This window comes from Flavobacterium piscisymbiosum (assembly GCF_020905295.1).
Taxonomy (GTDB): Bacteria; Bacteroidota; Bacteroidia; order Flavobacteriales; family Flavobacteriaceae; genus Flavobacterium; species Flavobacterium piscisymbiosum.
The window spans coordinates 3,710,109-3,725,839 of the sequence record NZ_JAJJMM010000001.1 but is presented as its reverse complement, the minus strand read 5'-3'; the positions used below and the strand labels follow the sequence as shown (position 1 = coordinate 3,725,839).

General features: G+C 34.6%; 10 protein-coding genes. 8 read left to right on the top strand and 2 right to left on the bottom strand.

The window, feature by feature from the left end; all coding sequences use genetic code 11:
• Positions 1–2: 2 nt before the first annotated feature.
• Both LNP81_RS16240 and LNP81_RS16235 read right to left on the bottom strand, forming a co-directional pair.
• Entirely contained in the window at positions 3–1,973 is a 1,971-nt protein-coding gene (locus LNP81_RS16240) for a sialate O-acetylesterase (RefSeq protein WP_230037596.1), read from the bottom strand.
• A 10-nt stretch (positions 1,974–1,983) separates the two neighbouring features.
• Entirely contained in the window at positions 1,984–3,999 is a 2,016-nt protein-coding gene (locus LNP81_RS16235) for an alpha-amylase family protein (protein WP_230037594.1), read from the bottom strand.
• A 787-nt stretch (positions 4,000–4,786) separates the two neighbouring features.
• On the opposite strand from LNP81_RS16235, the gene LNP81_RS16230 reads away from it, so the two are divergent.
• From LNP81_RS16230 to LNP81_RS16195, 8 genes are all read left to right on the top strand, one after another.
• On the top strand, positions 4,787–5,386 hold the full coding sequence (locus LNP81_RS16230; protein WP_230037592.1) for an RNA polymerase sigma-70 factor: 600 nt from the start codon (positions 4,787–4,789) through the stop codon (positions 5,384–5,386).
• Between the two features lie 67 nt (positions 5,387–5,453).
• Positions 5,454–6,557, top strand: a complete 1,104-nt coding sequence (locus tag LNP81_RS16225) for a FecR family protein (RefSeq protein WP_230037589.1) — start codon at positions 5,454–5,456, stop codon at positions 6,555–6,557.
• A gap of 10 nt (positions 6,558–6,567) precedes the next feature.
• Complete coding sequence (locus tag LNP81_RS16220) at positions 6,568–9,924, top strand: SusC/RagA family TonB-linked outer membrane protein (RefSeq protein ID WP_230037587.1); 3,357 nt, start codon at positions 6,568–6,570, stop codon at positions 9,922–9,924.
• A gap of 3 nt (positions 9,925–9,927) precedes the next feature.
• The gene (locus LNP81_RS16215; protein WP_230037585.1) at positions 9,928–11,409 is read left to right on the top strand and encodes a RagB/SusD family nutrient uptake outer membrane protein; all 1,482 of its coding nucleotides are present in this window, start codon (positions 9,928–9,930) and stop codon (positions 11,407–11,409) included.
• Positions 11,396–12,865 (top strand): hypothetical protein, encoded by a 1,470-nt coding sequence (locus LNP81_RS16210; protein ID WP_230037583.1) that lies wholly within the window; start codon positions 11,396–11,398, stop codon positions 12,863–12,865. Before LNP81_RS16215 ends, LNP81_RS16210 begins: the two co-directional genes overlap by 14 nt.
• Positions 12,866–13,072: 207 nt before the next feature.
• Positions 13,073–14,215 (top strand): cytochrome-c peroxidase, encoded by a 1,143-nt coding sequence (locus LNP81_RS16205; RefSeq protein ID WP_230037581.1) that lies wholly within the window; start codon positions 13,073–13,075, stop codon positions 14,213–14,215.
• A gap of 368 nt (positions 14,216–14,583) precedes the next feature.
• Positions 14,584–15,234, top strand: a complete 651-nt coding sequence (locus LNP81_RS16200; protein WP_230037579.1) for a VOC family protein — start codon at positions 14,584–14,586, stop codon at positions 15,232–15,234.
• A gap of 62 nt (positions 15,235–15,296) precedes the next feature.
• Entirely contained in the window at positions 15,297–15,695 is a 399-nt protein-coding gene (locus LNP81_RS16195) for a tautomerase family protein (protein WP_230037577.1), read from the top strand.
• The last annotated feature ends 36 nt before the right edge of the window (positions 15,696–15,731 follow it).

The following is a 15,731-nucleotide window of genomic DNA, read 5'->3' as shown; positions in this document are numbered from 1 at the left end:
TTTTATTTCTTTTCTTGTGTAATTCCTGCCCAAACATCTGTTCTAAAGGATGATGCAGGCAATCCCGATTCGTTCGTTAAATTTCCGTCAGGATTATCAGCCCAATTGTATCGAACAGCAACCGGATTTAGTACTTCCTGAGCATATACCTCGACTTTGCCGTTTACTACTTTGGCTACAGCCCAATAAAACTTTTGGTCTGATCCTGCAATACTAAATCCTTTAAGCGTATCGTCTCTGGCTTTTATGTTTTTATTAAAATCAAAATCAACCGTAACTGTATTTCCTTTTATGTTGTACGATTTATACAACGGTCCCGAATAATCGATTTTGGTATTGTACACTTTTGCTAAAGCAATACTCGCCAAACGACCTCCTACATCTTGTTTGTTTTTTGGGTGAATGTCTTCTCCGTTCCCTATATCGGTTGTAACGGCCATTCCGGTGTTCGATAGTTTCAAAGCTTTAAATTGCGCTTCTCTCAACTCTGCCCAATCTGAATCTCCCGGTTGTTCTTTTTGTTGTTTGTAATTCGCCAATTGAACAAAGAAAAACGGTAAATTTTTATCTTTAAATTTGTCTCTCCAATCGTTTATCAACAGTGGAAATAACTTCTGGTATTGATGCGCTCTTTCGGCATTACTTTCTCCCTGATACCAGATTACTCCTTTTATTTTATAATCAATCAAAGGTGCAATCATCGCATTGTATATCGCGCTTGGTCTGTTTTGGCCTTGAGCCAAATAAGGTTTAGCAGGCAAATCTTTGATATCTGCGCCAATATTATATTTCCAGTCTCCGGCTAATGAGATGGTTTCTTTTCCTGATTTTAAAGTGAAATTCTCATCTCCGTAAACTCCGCCGTTTCCTGCTCCGTCAAAAACTCTTATTGTTATAAAGTTCTCGCCTTTTTTGAGGAACTTTGACGGAATTGTATAATGACGTTCTACATTATAACCTTTGGTTTCGCCAATATAATTTCCGTTTACCCAAATCATATCGTCATCATCTGCCAAATAATTTAGGGTAAAGTCGGCATTGGTTGAAGTAATATTTACTTTTTTTCTAAACCAGACTACGCCATCAAAATTGGATAATCCTTTATTTTCAAAAAATGCCGGCAATCGCATAGTTTTCCAGGATGAATCATCAAAATTGGCTGTTGCCCAAATAGCTTTTGCGTTTTGGAATCCTTTATCTGAATCTGCTAATTTCTTTTCCCAGATGGTCATATCGGCATTATAGTTTTTCAGTAAAGCCTCCTGATCAACTTCAGATTTCATCGCCTGAATTTCGGCATCAAAATCATGAATGGTGGTTAACGCTCCGGAACTTGTCCAGGCTTCGATAAGTGTTCCTCCCCAGGAAGAATGAATTAACCCAATTGGAATCTTTTTTTCGTTGTAAATCTTTCTTGCAAAAAAATAAGCCGTTGCGCTAAAATCAGCTATAGTTGCAGGACTGCAAACATTCCACCCGTCGTGTTGTACTTTTAGTGTGTTTACTGGTAAAGTACTTTCTATATGTTCTGCCTGTAATAATCGTATTTGTGGATAATTGGCATTGGCTATTTCTTCCTTATAATTATTGATTTTTCCCCAACCTTCCAGCGGCATTTCCATATTACTTTGTCCGGAACACAACCAAACTTCGCCAATTAAAATATTGTTGAGCGTTTTAATTGTTCCGTCATTTATAGTAATCGTGTACGGTCCTCCATAAACCGGAGTTTTAAAAACTACCTTCCATTTGCCATTTTCGACATTGGTTTTGTATGTTTTTTTATCCCATGAAGTCGTAATACTTACTGATTTCGCATCGCTTTCTCCCCAAAACGGAACGGCGCTTTTTTGCTGCAGCACCATATTATCTGTAAAGAAAGAAGGTAATGATACTGTCGCATTAACCGCATTTGACGAAAGGATTAGTAACGTCAATAATAGCATCGTTTTCTTAAAAAACTGTTTTTTCATAAGCATTAAGTTAACGATTTACAATTTTAAATAAACGAGCATCTTTAGAACCAATACTTAAATTGATACTGTTGTTTTTTACGTCGATATTTTGAGCGGTAAAAACATCCTGCAATTTATAGTTGCCCTTTTTCACGCCTAATCTTTCTAAAGGAAGTGCATAGTTTTTAGGCATATTTCCGTAATTCAAAACAGCTATATACCAATTGTTGCCAATTTTTTGTTCGAAAACTTCGGTGGTTAATTTTCCTGTATTTCCTTCTACAGGACGGAATGCTACTCCATTTTCGACAATTTTAAGCATCTCTTTATTCTGAAGCCATTCTTTTGCACGTTTGCTCCAGATTCCGTCTTTACTGTAATCGTCTCCCGTAATTAAAGTACCTGTAATAACAGACGAAATTAATCTCGCACGGTTTTCTCCTTCTGTAACATCTGCAAAAACCACGTGATCTGCATCGATATAATCGTATGAATACGTTTGCCACCAACCATAATTGACACTATTTAAGGTGTATTGTGTTTGCTCGATCGTTTTCCAGGCATCGCACGCAATACGACGAACGTGTGCGTAACGTGAAGTGGCCATATTGGGAGAAATCGCAGCATAAATCAACATTTTTCCGTCTAAAGTATTGACTAAATGTTCCATTCCTACTTTGTAAGCCTGCATTCCTGTCGTTACATCCTTATCGTAAAACGAAGTAGATTCCGCGGCAGCGTGTCCTAAAAAGTCGATTTTAATCATTTTAAAACCGCATTCTTTTAGTTTATTGATCACATAATCAACACGTTTAAGCGTTCCCGGATGTGTAGGATCGATAGCACGTGCACCATCAAAATCAAAATAAGTATTTCCGGTTTTCGTCCACATTTCGCCAAACGTATAATCGCTTCCTTCGGCTTTACGGTTAGGACCATCTTTCCAGCCCCAATCTGTAAAAGGTGCCCAATAGGCTCCCGGTTCTAAACCTTTCTTTTTACAATAATCAGCAAATTCTTTTAGTTTACTAAAATCTCCGGTAAAACCACCTTTTACCATATTGTCCCAAAACGAATCAAGGTCGATATAAGCGGTATTACCAACACGAAATTCCGGAACCGAATTAGTAAAGAAATCTGCCACTTTCGTTGTGTTTTCAAAATTGATTTTCTCCATCAAAACTCCCCAACTGTTCCAGCCTACCGGAGTTGGTTTGTCCCAGGCAAAAACATAGGGTTTCTCTACGATACGATTGGTTTTTGCATATTCTTCCATCCCATTTCTCCAGTCTGAATAATAACCCACGAAAAATTTTGGAGAAGCTACTCTATCGCCTTTTACAATACCATGCGCAATACTATCTCGCGTATTTTCTTTCTCTGAATATCCAGCCCAGGCAGAAAACGAAGCTTGTTTGTTTTGATTGATGGTTTTTACGGCACTTTTCCAAACTGTATGTTCAAGCGAACCTACAATAAAACCGTTACGGGATTTGTTATTGAAAATAATTCCAACCTCACCACTTGTATTTTGAGCGATTGTATCTAATTTTTTAGAATTGTAACTGATGAAGGCATCATTATCATAAGGAACAAAAACCGTTTGCAGATTTTCTATTTTATCGAAAGCTATTTTTCCTAAATCTAATGGCGCAATATAATTGGTTGCTACTTTTTGTCCGTTGCCTAAAATTTCTATTTGAGTTATAAAATAGCCCTTATTGTTATAAGTTAAAAAACTTTGGACTACTGTAGGCTTGCTATTTTCTTTATAAGTAAGTGTATATTTTAGTCCTTTTCCCAAATCATCATTAATTGTTTCTTTCGCAAAAACAGCATCAGGATATAAACTTGCTGCAATTGTTTTTCCATTTACTACTACAGCAGTTTTTGCTCCGCTAAACACATTTACCCCGTGTTGAGTAACAGCAATTGTTTTCTGTTTTACATCATAAGTAATTATGCCGCTTTTGCCAAATGTCATTTTAATACTTTTTTGTGCCAAAGCCGGAATGCAAAAAAATACCGTTAGTAAAACGGACATAAACAAGCTCTTTAGTAGGAAAGGATATTGTTTCATTAAATAAAAATTTAAGTTATTATACTATTCTATACTACAATGATACAAATTATAATTTAGTTACCAATAGTTGAGTGAAAAAAAATTCAACATCTGAGTTAAATAAGTACATATTAGAGTTGTTTCGCACAATTTCGCACTATGAATAAAAAGTTTTTTTTCCACCATATAAGTTATATAAGTTCATATTAAGGTTGTGTTGTATATTTTTACAAATCGACGTTAAATATTGTGGAGAAATATAAAAATTAAATTTCCCAATTATTATTAACGCAGAGAACGCAAAGATTTTTCATCAAAGAATTCTTTTAAAAGTACATAGGAGTCCGCAAAGCTAAATCGAAAGCTTTGCGAACTTTACTTTTTTGTAAAAGCTAAGAATAATAAAAAAAATAGCGTTCTCTGCGATATTTTTCTCTTTGCTAAGGCTTTCATATTCATTATTTATTTCAACTTCATCAACAATGATTATTACTTATATGACATTCTACGCTTCAAAATACACAAAGCTTACATTTACTTATATAACTTATATGGTTAAAACAAACGCGCAGCAACATTAAACTTACTTATAACTTATAAGATAAACGAGTTTTTTACACTTATTCTGAATAATATTTTTTGAAACGATGTTTATTTGAATTTTATTTAGAATTAATATAAATAAACTTTTATATTTGCCGCTTTCTGTGCAAAAAAGGTCTTTTTATTAAATTGCCTATATTGCTTTCTAAAAAGTGATTCTCTTATAATGAACAATAATACCAGTTTCGAACTACATCTTTTTGAATCTTTCAAAGAAGGAGACGAAACTGCTTTCACTTATTTTTACGATAAATACTTTCGCAGAATCACCGCTTTTAGTATTCAGTTTATTTATGATAAAGATGAAGCTGAAAATCTGGCGCAGGAAGCTCTTGTGTATTTGTGGCAAAATAAGGAAACTGTCGAATCGCTAAATGGTATACAATCTTTTTTATATACTTATGCCAAATCGAAATGCCTGAATATGATTCGTCATAATAAGGTAAAGGATAAATTCAAAAGTGAAGTTTTAAACCAAAAAGAAAGAGAACTGGATATCGAAATCTTAAACTCCGTGCAGTTTGATACTTTAGAATTGACCGAACTTGAACGTTTAATTCAGGAATCGATAAGCGATCTTCCGCCCAAAACCCGCGAAGTTTTTATAAAAAAACGTTTCGAGAATAAAAAAAATGCAGAAATCGCCGAAGAAATGCAAGTAACCTTAAAAGCTGTAGAAGCCCATATGACAAAGGCTTTGAAGATTTTAAAAACCAAATTATCAGATTATCTGTTCTTAATTTTTATCCTTATTTGTAATAATTAAAAATAAAAGGTAGGGTATTTTATTTCTGAAGTGTACTTACTAAAACGAGAAGTTCAAAAACTTAAATATGACATCGGAAATCATTTATAAATACCTTTCGAACGAAGCTTCAGAACAAGAAGTTCAAATGCTGTTTGAATGGATTGATGCTTCGGAAGAAAATAAAAAGCATTTTATTACGCTAAAGAAAACTTGGGCATTAACAGCACTTTCTGAAGATATTTCGACAGCATCAACTCCGGTAATTGCTGTTCAGCCTAAAAAGAAAGCCATTCAGTATTTGAAATATGCCGCTGTATTTTTGTTTTTATTTGGTTTAGGAAAACTGGCTTTCGATTTTAATCAGAAAACAAAATCATCAAAAGAAATTGTTTTAGAATTAGCCGATGGCCGCTCTGAATATATTACGAAAGACAACCAAACGAAATTAGTAAACGACAAAGGCGATTTGATTGCGAAGAAATTTCCAAACCAAATTATTTATTTTGGAAAAGTTCAGGATCAGGAAGTGGTTTACAATACGCTAAAAGTTCCTTACGGGAAAAAATTTAAACTTACCCTTTCTGACGGAACTGTTGTGAGTTTAAATTCAGGAACAACTTTAAAATATCCGGAACAATTTGGCATTAACGGAAAAAGAAATGTGTACTTAACCGGTGAAGCTTTTTTTGAAGTCGCCAAAGACAAACAGCATCCTTTTATTGTAAACGCCAATCAGGTTGATATTGAAGTTCTGGGAACGAAATTCAATGTAAGTGCTTATCCTGAAAACCCAACTGTAAATGGTACTTTGGTCGAAGGAAGCATTGAGATGTATGAAGTCGACAACAAAATAAATGCGGTTTTGCTTCAACCCAATCAAATGGCAACCTGGAACAATAACTCCAAAAAAATTACAACAAAAGAAGTTGACCCAGGCTTTTATTCGGCTTGGACAAAAGGTGAACTTGCTTTTAAAGATACCCCATTCTCTACTATCGCTAAAATAATTCAGCGTACCTACGACGTTGAAATTATCAATGAAAATGCTGTTTTGGCCAAACAGAATTTTACAGGAACGATTAAAATTAGCGAATCCAGTGTCGAAAACATTTTAGAACTTCTAAAACGTGACACGCCATTTAATTATTCCGTTAAAGGAAATACGATAACCATTACCAATCTTCGATAACTAAATAAACATGACTTTTACGATACACGATTTAAGGAAAATTCTATTTTTCCTAGCCTTGCTTTTATCCAGTTTTAAAGGTTTTTCTCAGAATAAAAACATCACTTTGCAGCTAAAAAACAAACCTATTAGTTTGATTATTAAAGCTATTGAAGAACAAACCGATTTTAGGATTATTTATAACGCCCGAAAAATTGATGCTGAGCAACTGGCAGATATCAATGTTCAGAATGTGAGTTTAGAAACTGCTCTAACGCAACTATTTGCCGGTAAAAATATTTCGTTTTACATCCAGAAAAAACAGGTTTTATTAACGAACGCTGCTCCTGCCACAACAACTGCGACATCTTCTGATGAAAAAGAAAGATTCATTAGCGGAACGGTTTACACTGCCAAAGACAAACAACCGCTTCCCGGCGCGACGATTCGCATAAAAGGAACCGGAATGGGCGCTATAACTGATTTTAACGGAAAATTTGTATATCAGCTAAAAGGAAATGACATCAATAATCTGGTGCTTGAAGCTGGATTTTTAGGAATGATTTCTCAATCTGTAAAAGCAGATAATAAAAAAGAATTTACTTTTTACCTTGAAGAATTCACAGACGAATTGAGTCAGGTAGTCATTACTTCATCTTATGGAACGAAAAAGATGAAAGAGGAAATTGTGGGAAGTATTTCGACCATAAATGCCAAAGATATTCCGGTTCAGCAGGCTTCTGAAAGTATAGACAAAATGCTTGAAGGGCAAGTTGCAGGTGTTTTAATCGAGAATACTTCCGGAATTAGCGGTCCTGTAAAAATAAATATTCGTGGTCAGGGAACCTTGAAACCTTTAAACGGAAGTTTATTAGGAACTTCAACTCAGCCTTTAATTATTGTGGATGGCGTGATTATGAATGAACAAAAAGGAATAGACAACGAGGCTTTTGATGGAAGAGGTGGCCTTGGAGAAAATTTATCTAACCCACTCGCTTTTATTTCTCCTGATAATATCGAAAGTTTTACGGTCCTTAAAGATGCTGCAGCAGTTGGTATTTACGGGGCCGACGGAGCAAATGGTGTTATTTTGATTACAACCAAAAAAGGAAAACAAGGAAAAGCTAAGTTTCAATTTTCAAATCAGCTTGGGGTTTCTACTGCGATCAATCAAATTAAATACCTGAACGGAGAGCAGTACAATGAAATAAACAATGCTTTTAATGCCAGTACAACAGCTGACTACGTTCCTACTCCTTACAACGGAGTGAATACCAATTGGTTTGATCTTTTAAACAATTCTGGAATCTATAATAAATATAATTTTAGCGTTTCGGGAGGAACTTCAAAAATTACATATCGTACTAATATTACGTATTTGAAAATTGATGAACCTCAGTTAGGCAATACAACAAAACAGTTAAACGGTGGACTTAATATAGGGTACAAACATTCTAAATGGGATATCAATTTATCTTTTAACCCAAGTTATGTCAAAAAAGATGCGCCAAATATTTATTATGATTTTGCCTATCTGCCAACTATTGCTCCTTACAACCCAGACGGAACGTATTCTAAATTGGGTTTAATTGGTTCAACCGGAGGAAATCCTCTCGCTGCTATTGAACAAAATAAAAATGAAACCGACTCTAAAGCTATCTTAGGAAGTTTGAATTTGGGATATGAACTTAATAAAAACATTAGATTTACTACTTTATTTGGTATAGATTATCTGGATAAAGTACAAGATCGTTATTTCTCTGGTGAGAATGAAAGCGGACAACTTAATGGGAGCTTTGTTTTAGACAAAATTAATTATCCTAACTACGGAAGAAGATTGTTCAATAAACGAAACTCGACCAAATGGAACTGGCAGGGAAATATGTTGTTCAATAAAGAAATCAATAAAAATAATAGTATTGATGGTGTTGTGGGATTTGAGCTTTCTGATGAAAAAACCAATTTTAACTCTGCTTCTGCAACAGGATTTAAAAACCCTAACGTAATTAATAATATCGAAGATGCCATTCAGGACGATAATCCCAATACTATAATTGACGAAACTTACGGAAGGCAGACCTACAAAAGCGATATCAATTATAATTCACGAGTTTCTTTCTTTGGACAGATTAACTATAATTATAAAAAGAGATACTATGTTTTAGCAAATATTCGACGTGATGAAAGTTCTGTTTTTGGAGATGATACTAACGTAGCTTTAAACAGCGGCGCAGGTTTGGCCTGGATTCTTTCTAATGAAAATTTCTTAAATAACTCTTCGTGGATTGATTTCCTTAAACTAAAAGTAAGCTACGGTTCTACCGGAAATTCAAGAATTGGTTCTTATCGCGCCAAAGGATTATACAATGTTCTTCAGAACGGATATAATGGCGGATCGTATGCAACGCCTAGTGCTTCTCCTAACGGAAATTTAAGCTGGGAGAAAAACAAAAAGTTCAATGCAGGAATCGACTTTAATGTATTTAATGCCGTACAATTATCATTAGAATATTATTATGATGACTTAAACGACCTGATTACAAGCCGGGAAATCCCTACCGAAACAGGTTACGGCTCAATGCAGCTAAATGCTGCAAGTATGTACAATAAAGGTTTTGAATTGACTGCCGCAATAAAATGGTTTCAAAAAGGAAAATTCAAATGGACATCGACATTCAATATCTCAACCGTCGACAATAAAGTCACTGATTTAATAGGTTTAGGAAGTGATTATTCTATAGCTAATATTGCTCTTGCTCAAAAAATTGGTTACAGTACAACCACAATCTGGGGAGTGCAGTGGGCTGGTATTGATCCTGGAACAGGACGCGATTTAATTAGAAAAAACGGACAGATTTATGATGCTGTTACTTATAAAAGTTTATTTAATGAGAGCGATTGGGAACCTATTGGAGATTTGCAACCAAAAGCATTTGGAGGTTTCAGCAACAGTTTCTCTTTTAATAATAGCATTAGTTTAACTATTACAGGTGCTTTTCAATTGGGAGGTGACAAGTTAATTTCAGATGAAATTATTTCAAAATATAATAATCTTTCTAATCGAAATATGTCTGTAAATGCATATGATTACTGGAGAAACCCTGGCGATATTGTTTCGCAGCCGGCACCAAGCAGAAACACACTTTTACCTAACTTAAGTAAATATGTATATGATGCGACTTACTTTAAAATTAGTAATATCAACCTGAGTTATAATGTACCTATCAAAAATACTTTCCTGGATAGTCTGGTCATTTTTGGCGATGTTTCTAATGCCTTTTACTGGTACAAAGAAAAAAGTCCGTCAGGCATGAACGGAATTAAAGAATTAAGCTTTAACTATCCGCAAGCCAGAACCATTTCATTAGGAATTAATACAAAATTTTAAAAAATGAGACATTTTAAAAATACAATTCAGCTTAAATTTACTTTGCTTTTCGCATCTCTTTTACTGTTGCAAAGCTGTAGTGATTTTCTGGAACAGGAACCTGGTACTCAAACTTCGATCACAGAGCAATTGAAAGATAAGCAAGGCGTTTTGCAAGCCTTAAAAGGACTTTATGGCAAACTTGAAGCTGTCGTTCGAACTGAACCGTTTACCGTTTATGCCGACTTACAAGGCGGAAATTTAAAGTTTTCACCTTCATTAAAAACGGGAGCTTCAAAAGGTTTAATTGCTAATCCAGACAGCGTTGCAGGAATTTACGCCTTTGGTGATCGGTCTGATGCTTCGAATGTATCTTCATTTTATGCAAGCTGTTATGATGTTATCAATCAGACTAATTTGTTTTTAGAATTTACAGATGCACTGCCTGATGCAACCGATGCAGAAAAAAACCAAATAAAAGCAGAAGCTTTGACTATCAGGGCTTATGCGCATTTTTTACTGAGCGAATTATTCAGTCAAAATTACAGTTATACTGCAGATGCTTCTCATCCTGGAATTGTTTACAGCAAAGCTTCCGTAAACGAAAAACTTACTTATCCTTCGAGAGAAACAGTTGCTGATACCTATGCTTTTATTATTGATGATATTACAACGGCATTAAATCTATATTCTGATACTGCTTTACTTAGCGGGCCTGCTTATTCTTATTTTAATAAAACTAGTGCCAAAGCTTTATTGGCAAGGGTGTATTTATATAAAAAAGACTGGAAAAATGCTTATGATACCTCCAGCGATATTATTGCAAACTCGGGTGTTACTTTAGTAAGTTCAGACAATTATATCGCGCAATGGGAACAAACTGATCTTCCGGTTTCAGAAATTTTATTAGAATTTTCTATTCCAAGAAACGATGAAGGAAATTCAAGTCTTTCAATGTCTACCTTCTACGGATATACTTCCAATTCAAACTATGGCAATTATGTTGCCTCTATGGATTTAGTAAATCTATACGAAAATGACGACATCAGAAAACAATTGTTTTTAGTAAGACCACTTGTTACAATTGTCGATCTAGAATCGGTTACACTTAATTATAATTTTACGAAAAAATTTCAAAACAATCCGGGATATGTAGCTTTTCGATTAAGTGAACAGTATTTAATTCGTGCCGAAGCTGCTCTTGGACTTGATAATCCGGAACAGGCCAAAACAGATATTAATACGATTAGATCCAGAGCAAAAGCGACCTTACTTACTGATACTAATAACATTGCAGATGCCTTATTTTTAGAACGCAGAAAAGAACTTTGTTTTGAAGGACATTTGTTTTGTGATCTTGCCCGAAATAAAAAAGATGTTTCCCGCAACGATGGTTGTATTTCACTGATTTGCAGTCTTACCTACCCATCTCCAAAATATGTTTTGCCAATACCACTTCGAAATTTAAACCTTAACTCAAACTTAAAACAAAATGAATCCTATTAAAATTATATCTGCATTAAGTATAGTTTCGCTATTATTTTCATCTTGTTCGAAAGATGATTACAAATTAGAGTCTAAAAATATCGAGCCTTTTATCCGCTTCAATTTCATGGCAAATGATGCCGGAACTCCATTAGAATATCCGGCGGTGAGTACTACTATTATTCCGTCAGCTGTATATGAAAATAAGTCTGTTAAAACACTTAAAGTTCCTGTTACGCTAAGTTCAGCAATTTTAAAAACCGCTGTTAAGGCAAATTTCAGTACGGTAAATACGGGTGATCCGGATACTTTTACAATAGAACCTGTGAGCGAATTGTTATTTCAGGGCAATAAATTAACAGATACTATTTATCTTTCTTTTGATAAAAGGTGGAAAGAAAAACAAACTATTACATTAAAACTAGAAAGTATATCAGACTCCAATATTCATATCGGAAACCTAAATACAGCTACTCCAAATGATATTTTCACAATCAATTTAGGCGAAGTGGTAACGCCTTATACTTTTCCTGTAAAAGATTTTAACATAAAAGGACAAATGGGCGAAACGATCACTTTTAAAGTTAATTTCCCTAACGGATTTGTTCCTTCAGAAATTGATGAAACTAGCATATTCAAGTTTGTAAACGGATTTGAATATTCCCTAACGCATGACGATTATGGAGATAACCGAAGTTCAATAACGTATCATCTTACGCTACTTGAAGACATTCAAAATGATGATGTTCGTTACGAAACCAAAATATCGCTCGCTACAACGACCAATTATATTGCTACCGGAAATATTACATTAACCATTGCAAAACCTATAAAATCACCAAGAGATATTCAGGCCAATCCAGCTTCTAAGTTTTATGATTTATCGAATCAGTTTTATTTGACTTATGGCGAAAACTGGTTTGACAAAAGCGGAACCTGCGCATGGCAGGCATTTAATGCTTTTACTTTTCCGGTCGTAGTAAACAAAGATACCGATGGTGCTATTTTATACAGTGACAAAGGAACAGCAAACCCTAACGATGATGTATATCACCATGCTTTTAAAATTGGTTTTAATGTTGTTACAGGAACTTCAACAACCAATTCATTTAATTTAAAAAGATGGTTTACCAACGAAGCAATAGCATCGGCGAGTTCTCCGGGATTTAATATTACATCAGCATTAGAATTTTTCCCTGATAACGGAAACAGTAAAACCAGTGGTAAAGTTTTAGTAATTCCTCAGGATATTACCATTGCCGGAACGAACAAAAACAGTTATATCATCGCCATTTCGGGAGATGGAACATATAAGGAAATAAGCGCAGGTTTATTTGAAATTTCTTTTGAATTAAAGTTGACAAATGATAAACTTTTTGGAGGCACCGTTTCCGGACAGTATAAAATTTATAACAATAAAACCTATCCGAAAATTGCTCCTTTAAGCGAAGATTGTCCTAAGGAAGTTACGCTTTAGATTTTAGTCGAAGTCGAAGTCGAAGTCGAAGTCGCAGTCGCAGTCGCAGTCGCAGTCGCAGTCGCAGTCGCAGTCGCAGTCGCAGTCGCAGTCGCAGTCGCAGTCGCACTAACTTTGTCAAAGTTTAAAACTTTGACAAAGTTTTCTGAAAACGCAAACTGAGACTGAGACTTGAAACCTGAAACAAATCAAACAAAAACAAAAAAATTGAAAAAACTAATCCTCCCACTCCTATTCCTCCTGAGTTTAACGGCTTACAAAAGCGTTGAACAGCCTGATTATATAGACATTCAGGAATTGCGAAAACTATATTCCAGCGGAGATGCTACGAAATGGCCCGCAGCAGAATTACACGAAAATGTCGATAAAGCTACATTTCAGGATATCGGCGTGCTTCCTACGGTTCCTTATCCGGATTATAACCCCTATTCGAAAGAGAAAGAAAGTCTGGGTAAAATATTGTTTTTCGATCCCAGATTGTCTCTTAGCGGACAAATTGCCTGCGCTTCATGCCATAATCCTGAATTGGGCTGGACAGATAATTTAACGCGTTCTTTTGGGCACGATCGTCAAACAGGAAAACGTAACTCAATGACGATTTTAAACTCGGCGTATGCTACTTCTTTATTTTGGGACGGGCGCGCAAAGAGTTTGGAAGATCAGGCACAATTCCCGATTGGAGATCCGCTTGAAATGAATGAAAAACTGACAATTGCCGTTGATAAAATCGCTAAAATAAAAGGCTACAATACTCTTTTTACTGATGCTTTTGGAGACAAAAAAGTTAATTTGCAAAGAATACAATATGCCATTGCAACTTTCGAAAGATCGATTAATAGCCCAAAAAGTAAATTTGATAATTTCATTAGCGGAAAATCTGAAGCCTATACAGATGCTCAGGTAAAAGGACTGCATTTGTTCAGAACCAAAGCGCAATGCATCAATTGCCATAATACGCCTTATTTCAGCGACAATCAGTTTCATAATGACGGTCAGACTTTATTCGGAACAAAAAATGAAGATTTCGGACGCTATAATGTGACCCAAGATGTAAAAGACATTGGCAAATTCAGAACGCCAACATTACGTGAAGTGGCCAATACAAAACCCTGGATGCATCACGGACATTTCCCGACTTTACTGGATGTTGTAGAATTGTACAACTTAGGAAACCCGTCTCCTGTTCAGAAAAAATATTTGGGAACGCCAAGAGATTCACTGATTCCAAAAGCAGATCCTATGCTTAAAAAACTGAATTTAAACAAAGAAGAAATCAGCGATCTTTTGGCTTTTATCGAAACTTTGAGTACGCCAACACGAAGAATTATGACGCCAACAATGCCGAAATAAAATGATTTGTAAATTGCCCCAAAGTTTTCAAATCTACAAAGCCTGTTTCTTTTATGAAATGGGCTTTTTTTATTTTTAAACACATAGAAACATAGCTCAAATAAATGTAAAAAGACGTTTTGCTACAAATAAATCTCATAGCACTTTGTGAAAAAATCATGATTTTCTAAAAGTATCTAAATTGCTGTTTTTAAATCTATGTTTCTATGTGTTTAAAAAATTAGGCATTACAATAAGAGAAACTTTAATCATATTTTATTATCCTTCCATTGAAGTATAAAATAGCTTGTATATCATAGTCCTTCCATCATTTCTTAAATTTGTTTGAAACGAAAGAAGCTTTTTTTCTTCTTATAAAAAATACCACCATGAAGTTAGCGCATATTCAAATTCAATCCAGCAATATAGAACAAACTACCACTTTTTATAAAGACATTCTTGATCTTCCTATTATAGAAAAAACCAAAGAATCGGTGAGCATTCAGGCAGGTAATTCAGTTCTGGAATTCGTTGAAAATCCTGAGTTTAAATCTATTTATCATTTTGCTTTTAATGTTCCGAAAAACAAGTTAGACGAAGCCATTGATTGGTGTAAAAGCAAAGTAGATTTAATTTTTATTGAAGATCAAAAAGTCATTACCAATTTCGAAAACTGGAATGCCAATGCGGTTTATTTCTACGACAATAATGGTAATTTATTAGAATTTATTGCCCGTCATGAACTTGATAATGCGCAAACAGAAGCATTCAGCTCAAAAGCTATTCTAAATATAAGCGAAATAGGGATTGTGAATGAAAATCCATTAGCATTAGGGAATCAATTAATCGAAGAACACGGTTTAGAATTCTTTAGCAAAAATGCCAATAGCGAACTTTTTGCTGCCGTTGGTGATGATGAAGGTTTATTGATTATGGTTAAACCAAATAGAAACTGGTATCCTACGCAAACACCTTCTGAAAGTAATAAAACAGCCATTAGAATTGAGGACAAAGGGAATAAAATAGAATTAAATTTTTAATACGATTCTTATTTCCATCGCTTACTATTCCTTATTTTTATAAAAATTTAAATTTCAAAAAAATGCCATTCGTTAGAATCAGCCTTCCCAAGAAGCTTTCATTAGAAACAAAAAATACTATTTCAGAATCTGTTCATGAATCTTTAATAGCCGAATTTAATATTCCAAAAGACGATTATTTTCATGTAATTGAAGAATTAGAATCGCATCAGATAAAATATCCTGAAACTTATCTCGGGATTTCACATTCTGAAAATATTGTTTATGTTCAAATCACGGCAGGACAAGGAAGAACATTAGAACAAAAGAAAAAATTATACCATCAGATTGCGACACGAATTTCGACTTCGACCGAAATTTTGATCAGTAATGTGATCATTGTTTTACTAGAAAATAATGGTTTAGAAAATTGGTCTTTTGGTAATGGAGAAATTCAGGTACCAACGCATTTGAAGAAATAATTCTATAAATAAGAAAATCCCAATTCAAAATTAATG

Excerpts from the sequence above, each read along its gene's own strand:
- LNP81_RS16240 (WP_230037596.1), bottom strand. The coding sequence starts at position 1,973 with ATGAAAAAACAGTTTTTTAAGAAAACGATGCTATTATTGACGTTACTA.
- LNP81_RS16235 (WP_230037594.1), bottom strand. The coding sequence starts at position 3,999 with ATGTCCGTTTTACTAACGGTATTTTTTTGCATTCCGGCTTTGGCACAA.
- LNP81_RS16230 (WP_230037592.1), top strand. The coding sequence starts at position 4,787 with ATGAACAATAATACCAGTTTCGAACTACATCTTTTTGAATCTTTCAAA.
- LNP81_RS16225 (WP_230037589.1), top strand. The coding sequence starts at position 5,454 with ATGACATCGGAAATCATTTATAAATACCTTTCGAACGAAGCTTCAGAA.
- LNP81_RS16220 (WP_230037587.1), top strand. The coding sequence starts at position 6,568 with ATGACTTTTACGATACACGATTTAAGGAAAATTCTATTTTTCCTAGCC.
- LNP81_RS16215 (WP_230037585.1), top strand. The coding sequence starts at position 9,928 with ATGAGACATTTTAAAAATACAATTCAGCTTAAATTTACTTTGCTTTTC.
- LNP81_RS16210 (WP_230037583.1), top strand. The coding sequence starts at position 11,396 with ATGAATCCTATTAAAATTATATCTGCATTAAGTATAGTTTCGCTATTA.
- LNP81_RS16200 (WP_230037579.1), top strand. The coding sequence starts at position 14,584 with ATGAAGTTAGCGCATATTCAAATTCAATCCAGCAATATAGAACAAACT.
- LNP81_RS16195 (WP_230037577.1), top strand. The coding sequence starts at position 15,297 with ATGCCATTCGTTAGAATCAGCCTTCCCAAGAAGCTTTCATTAGAAACA.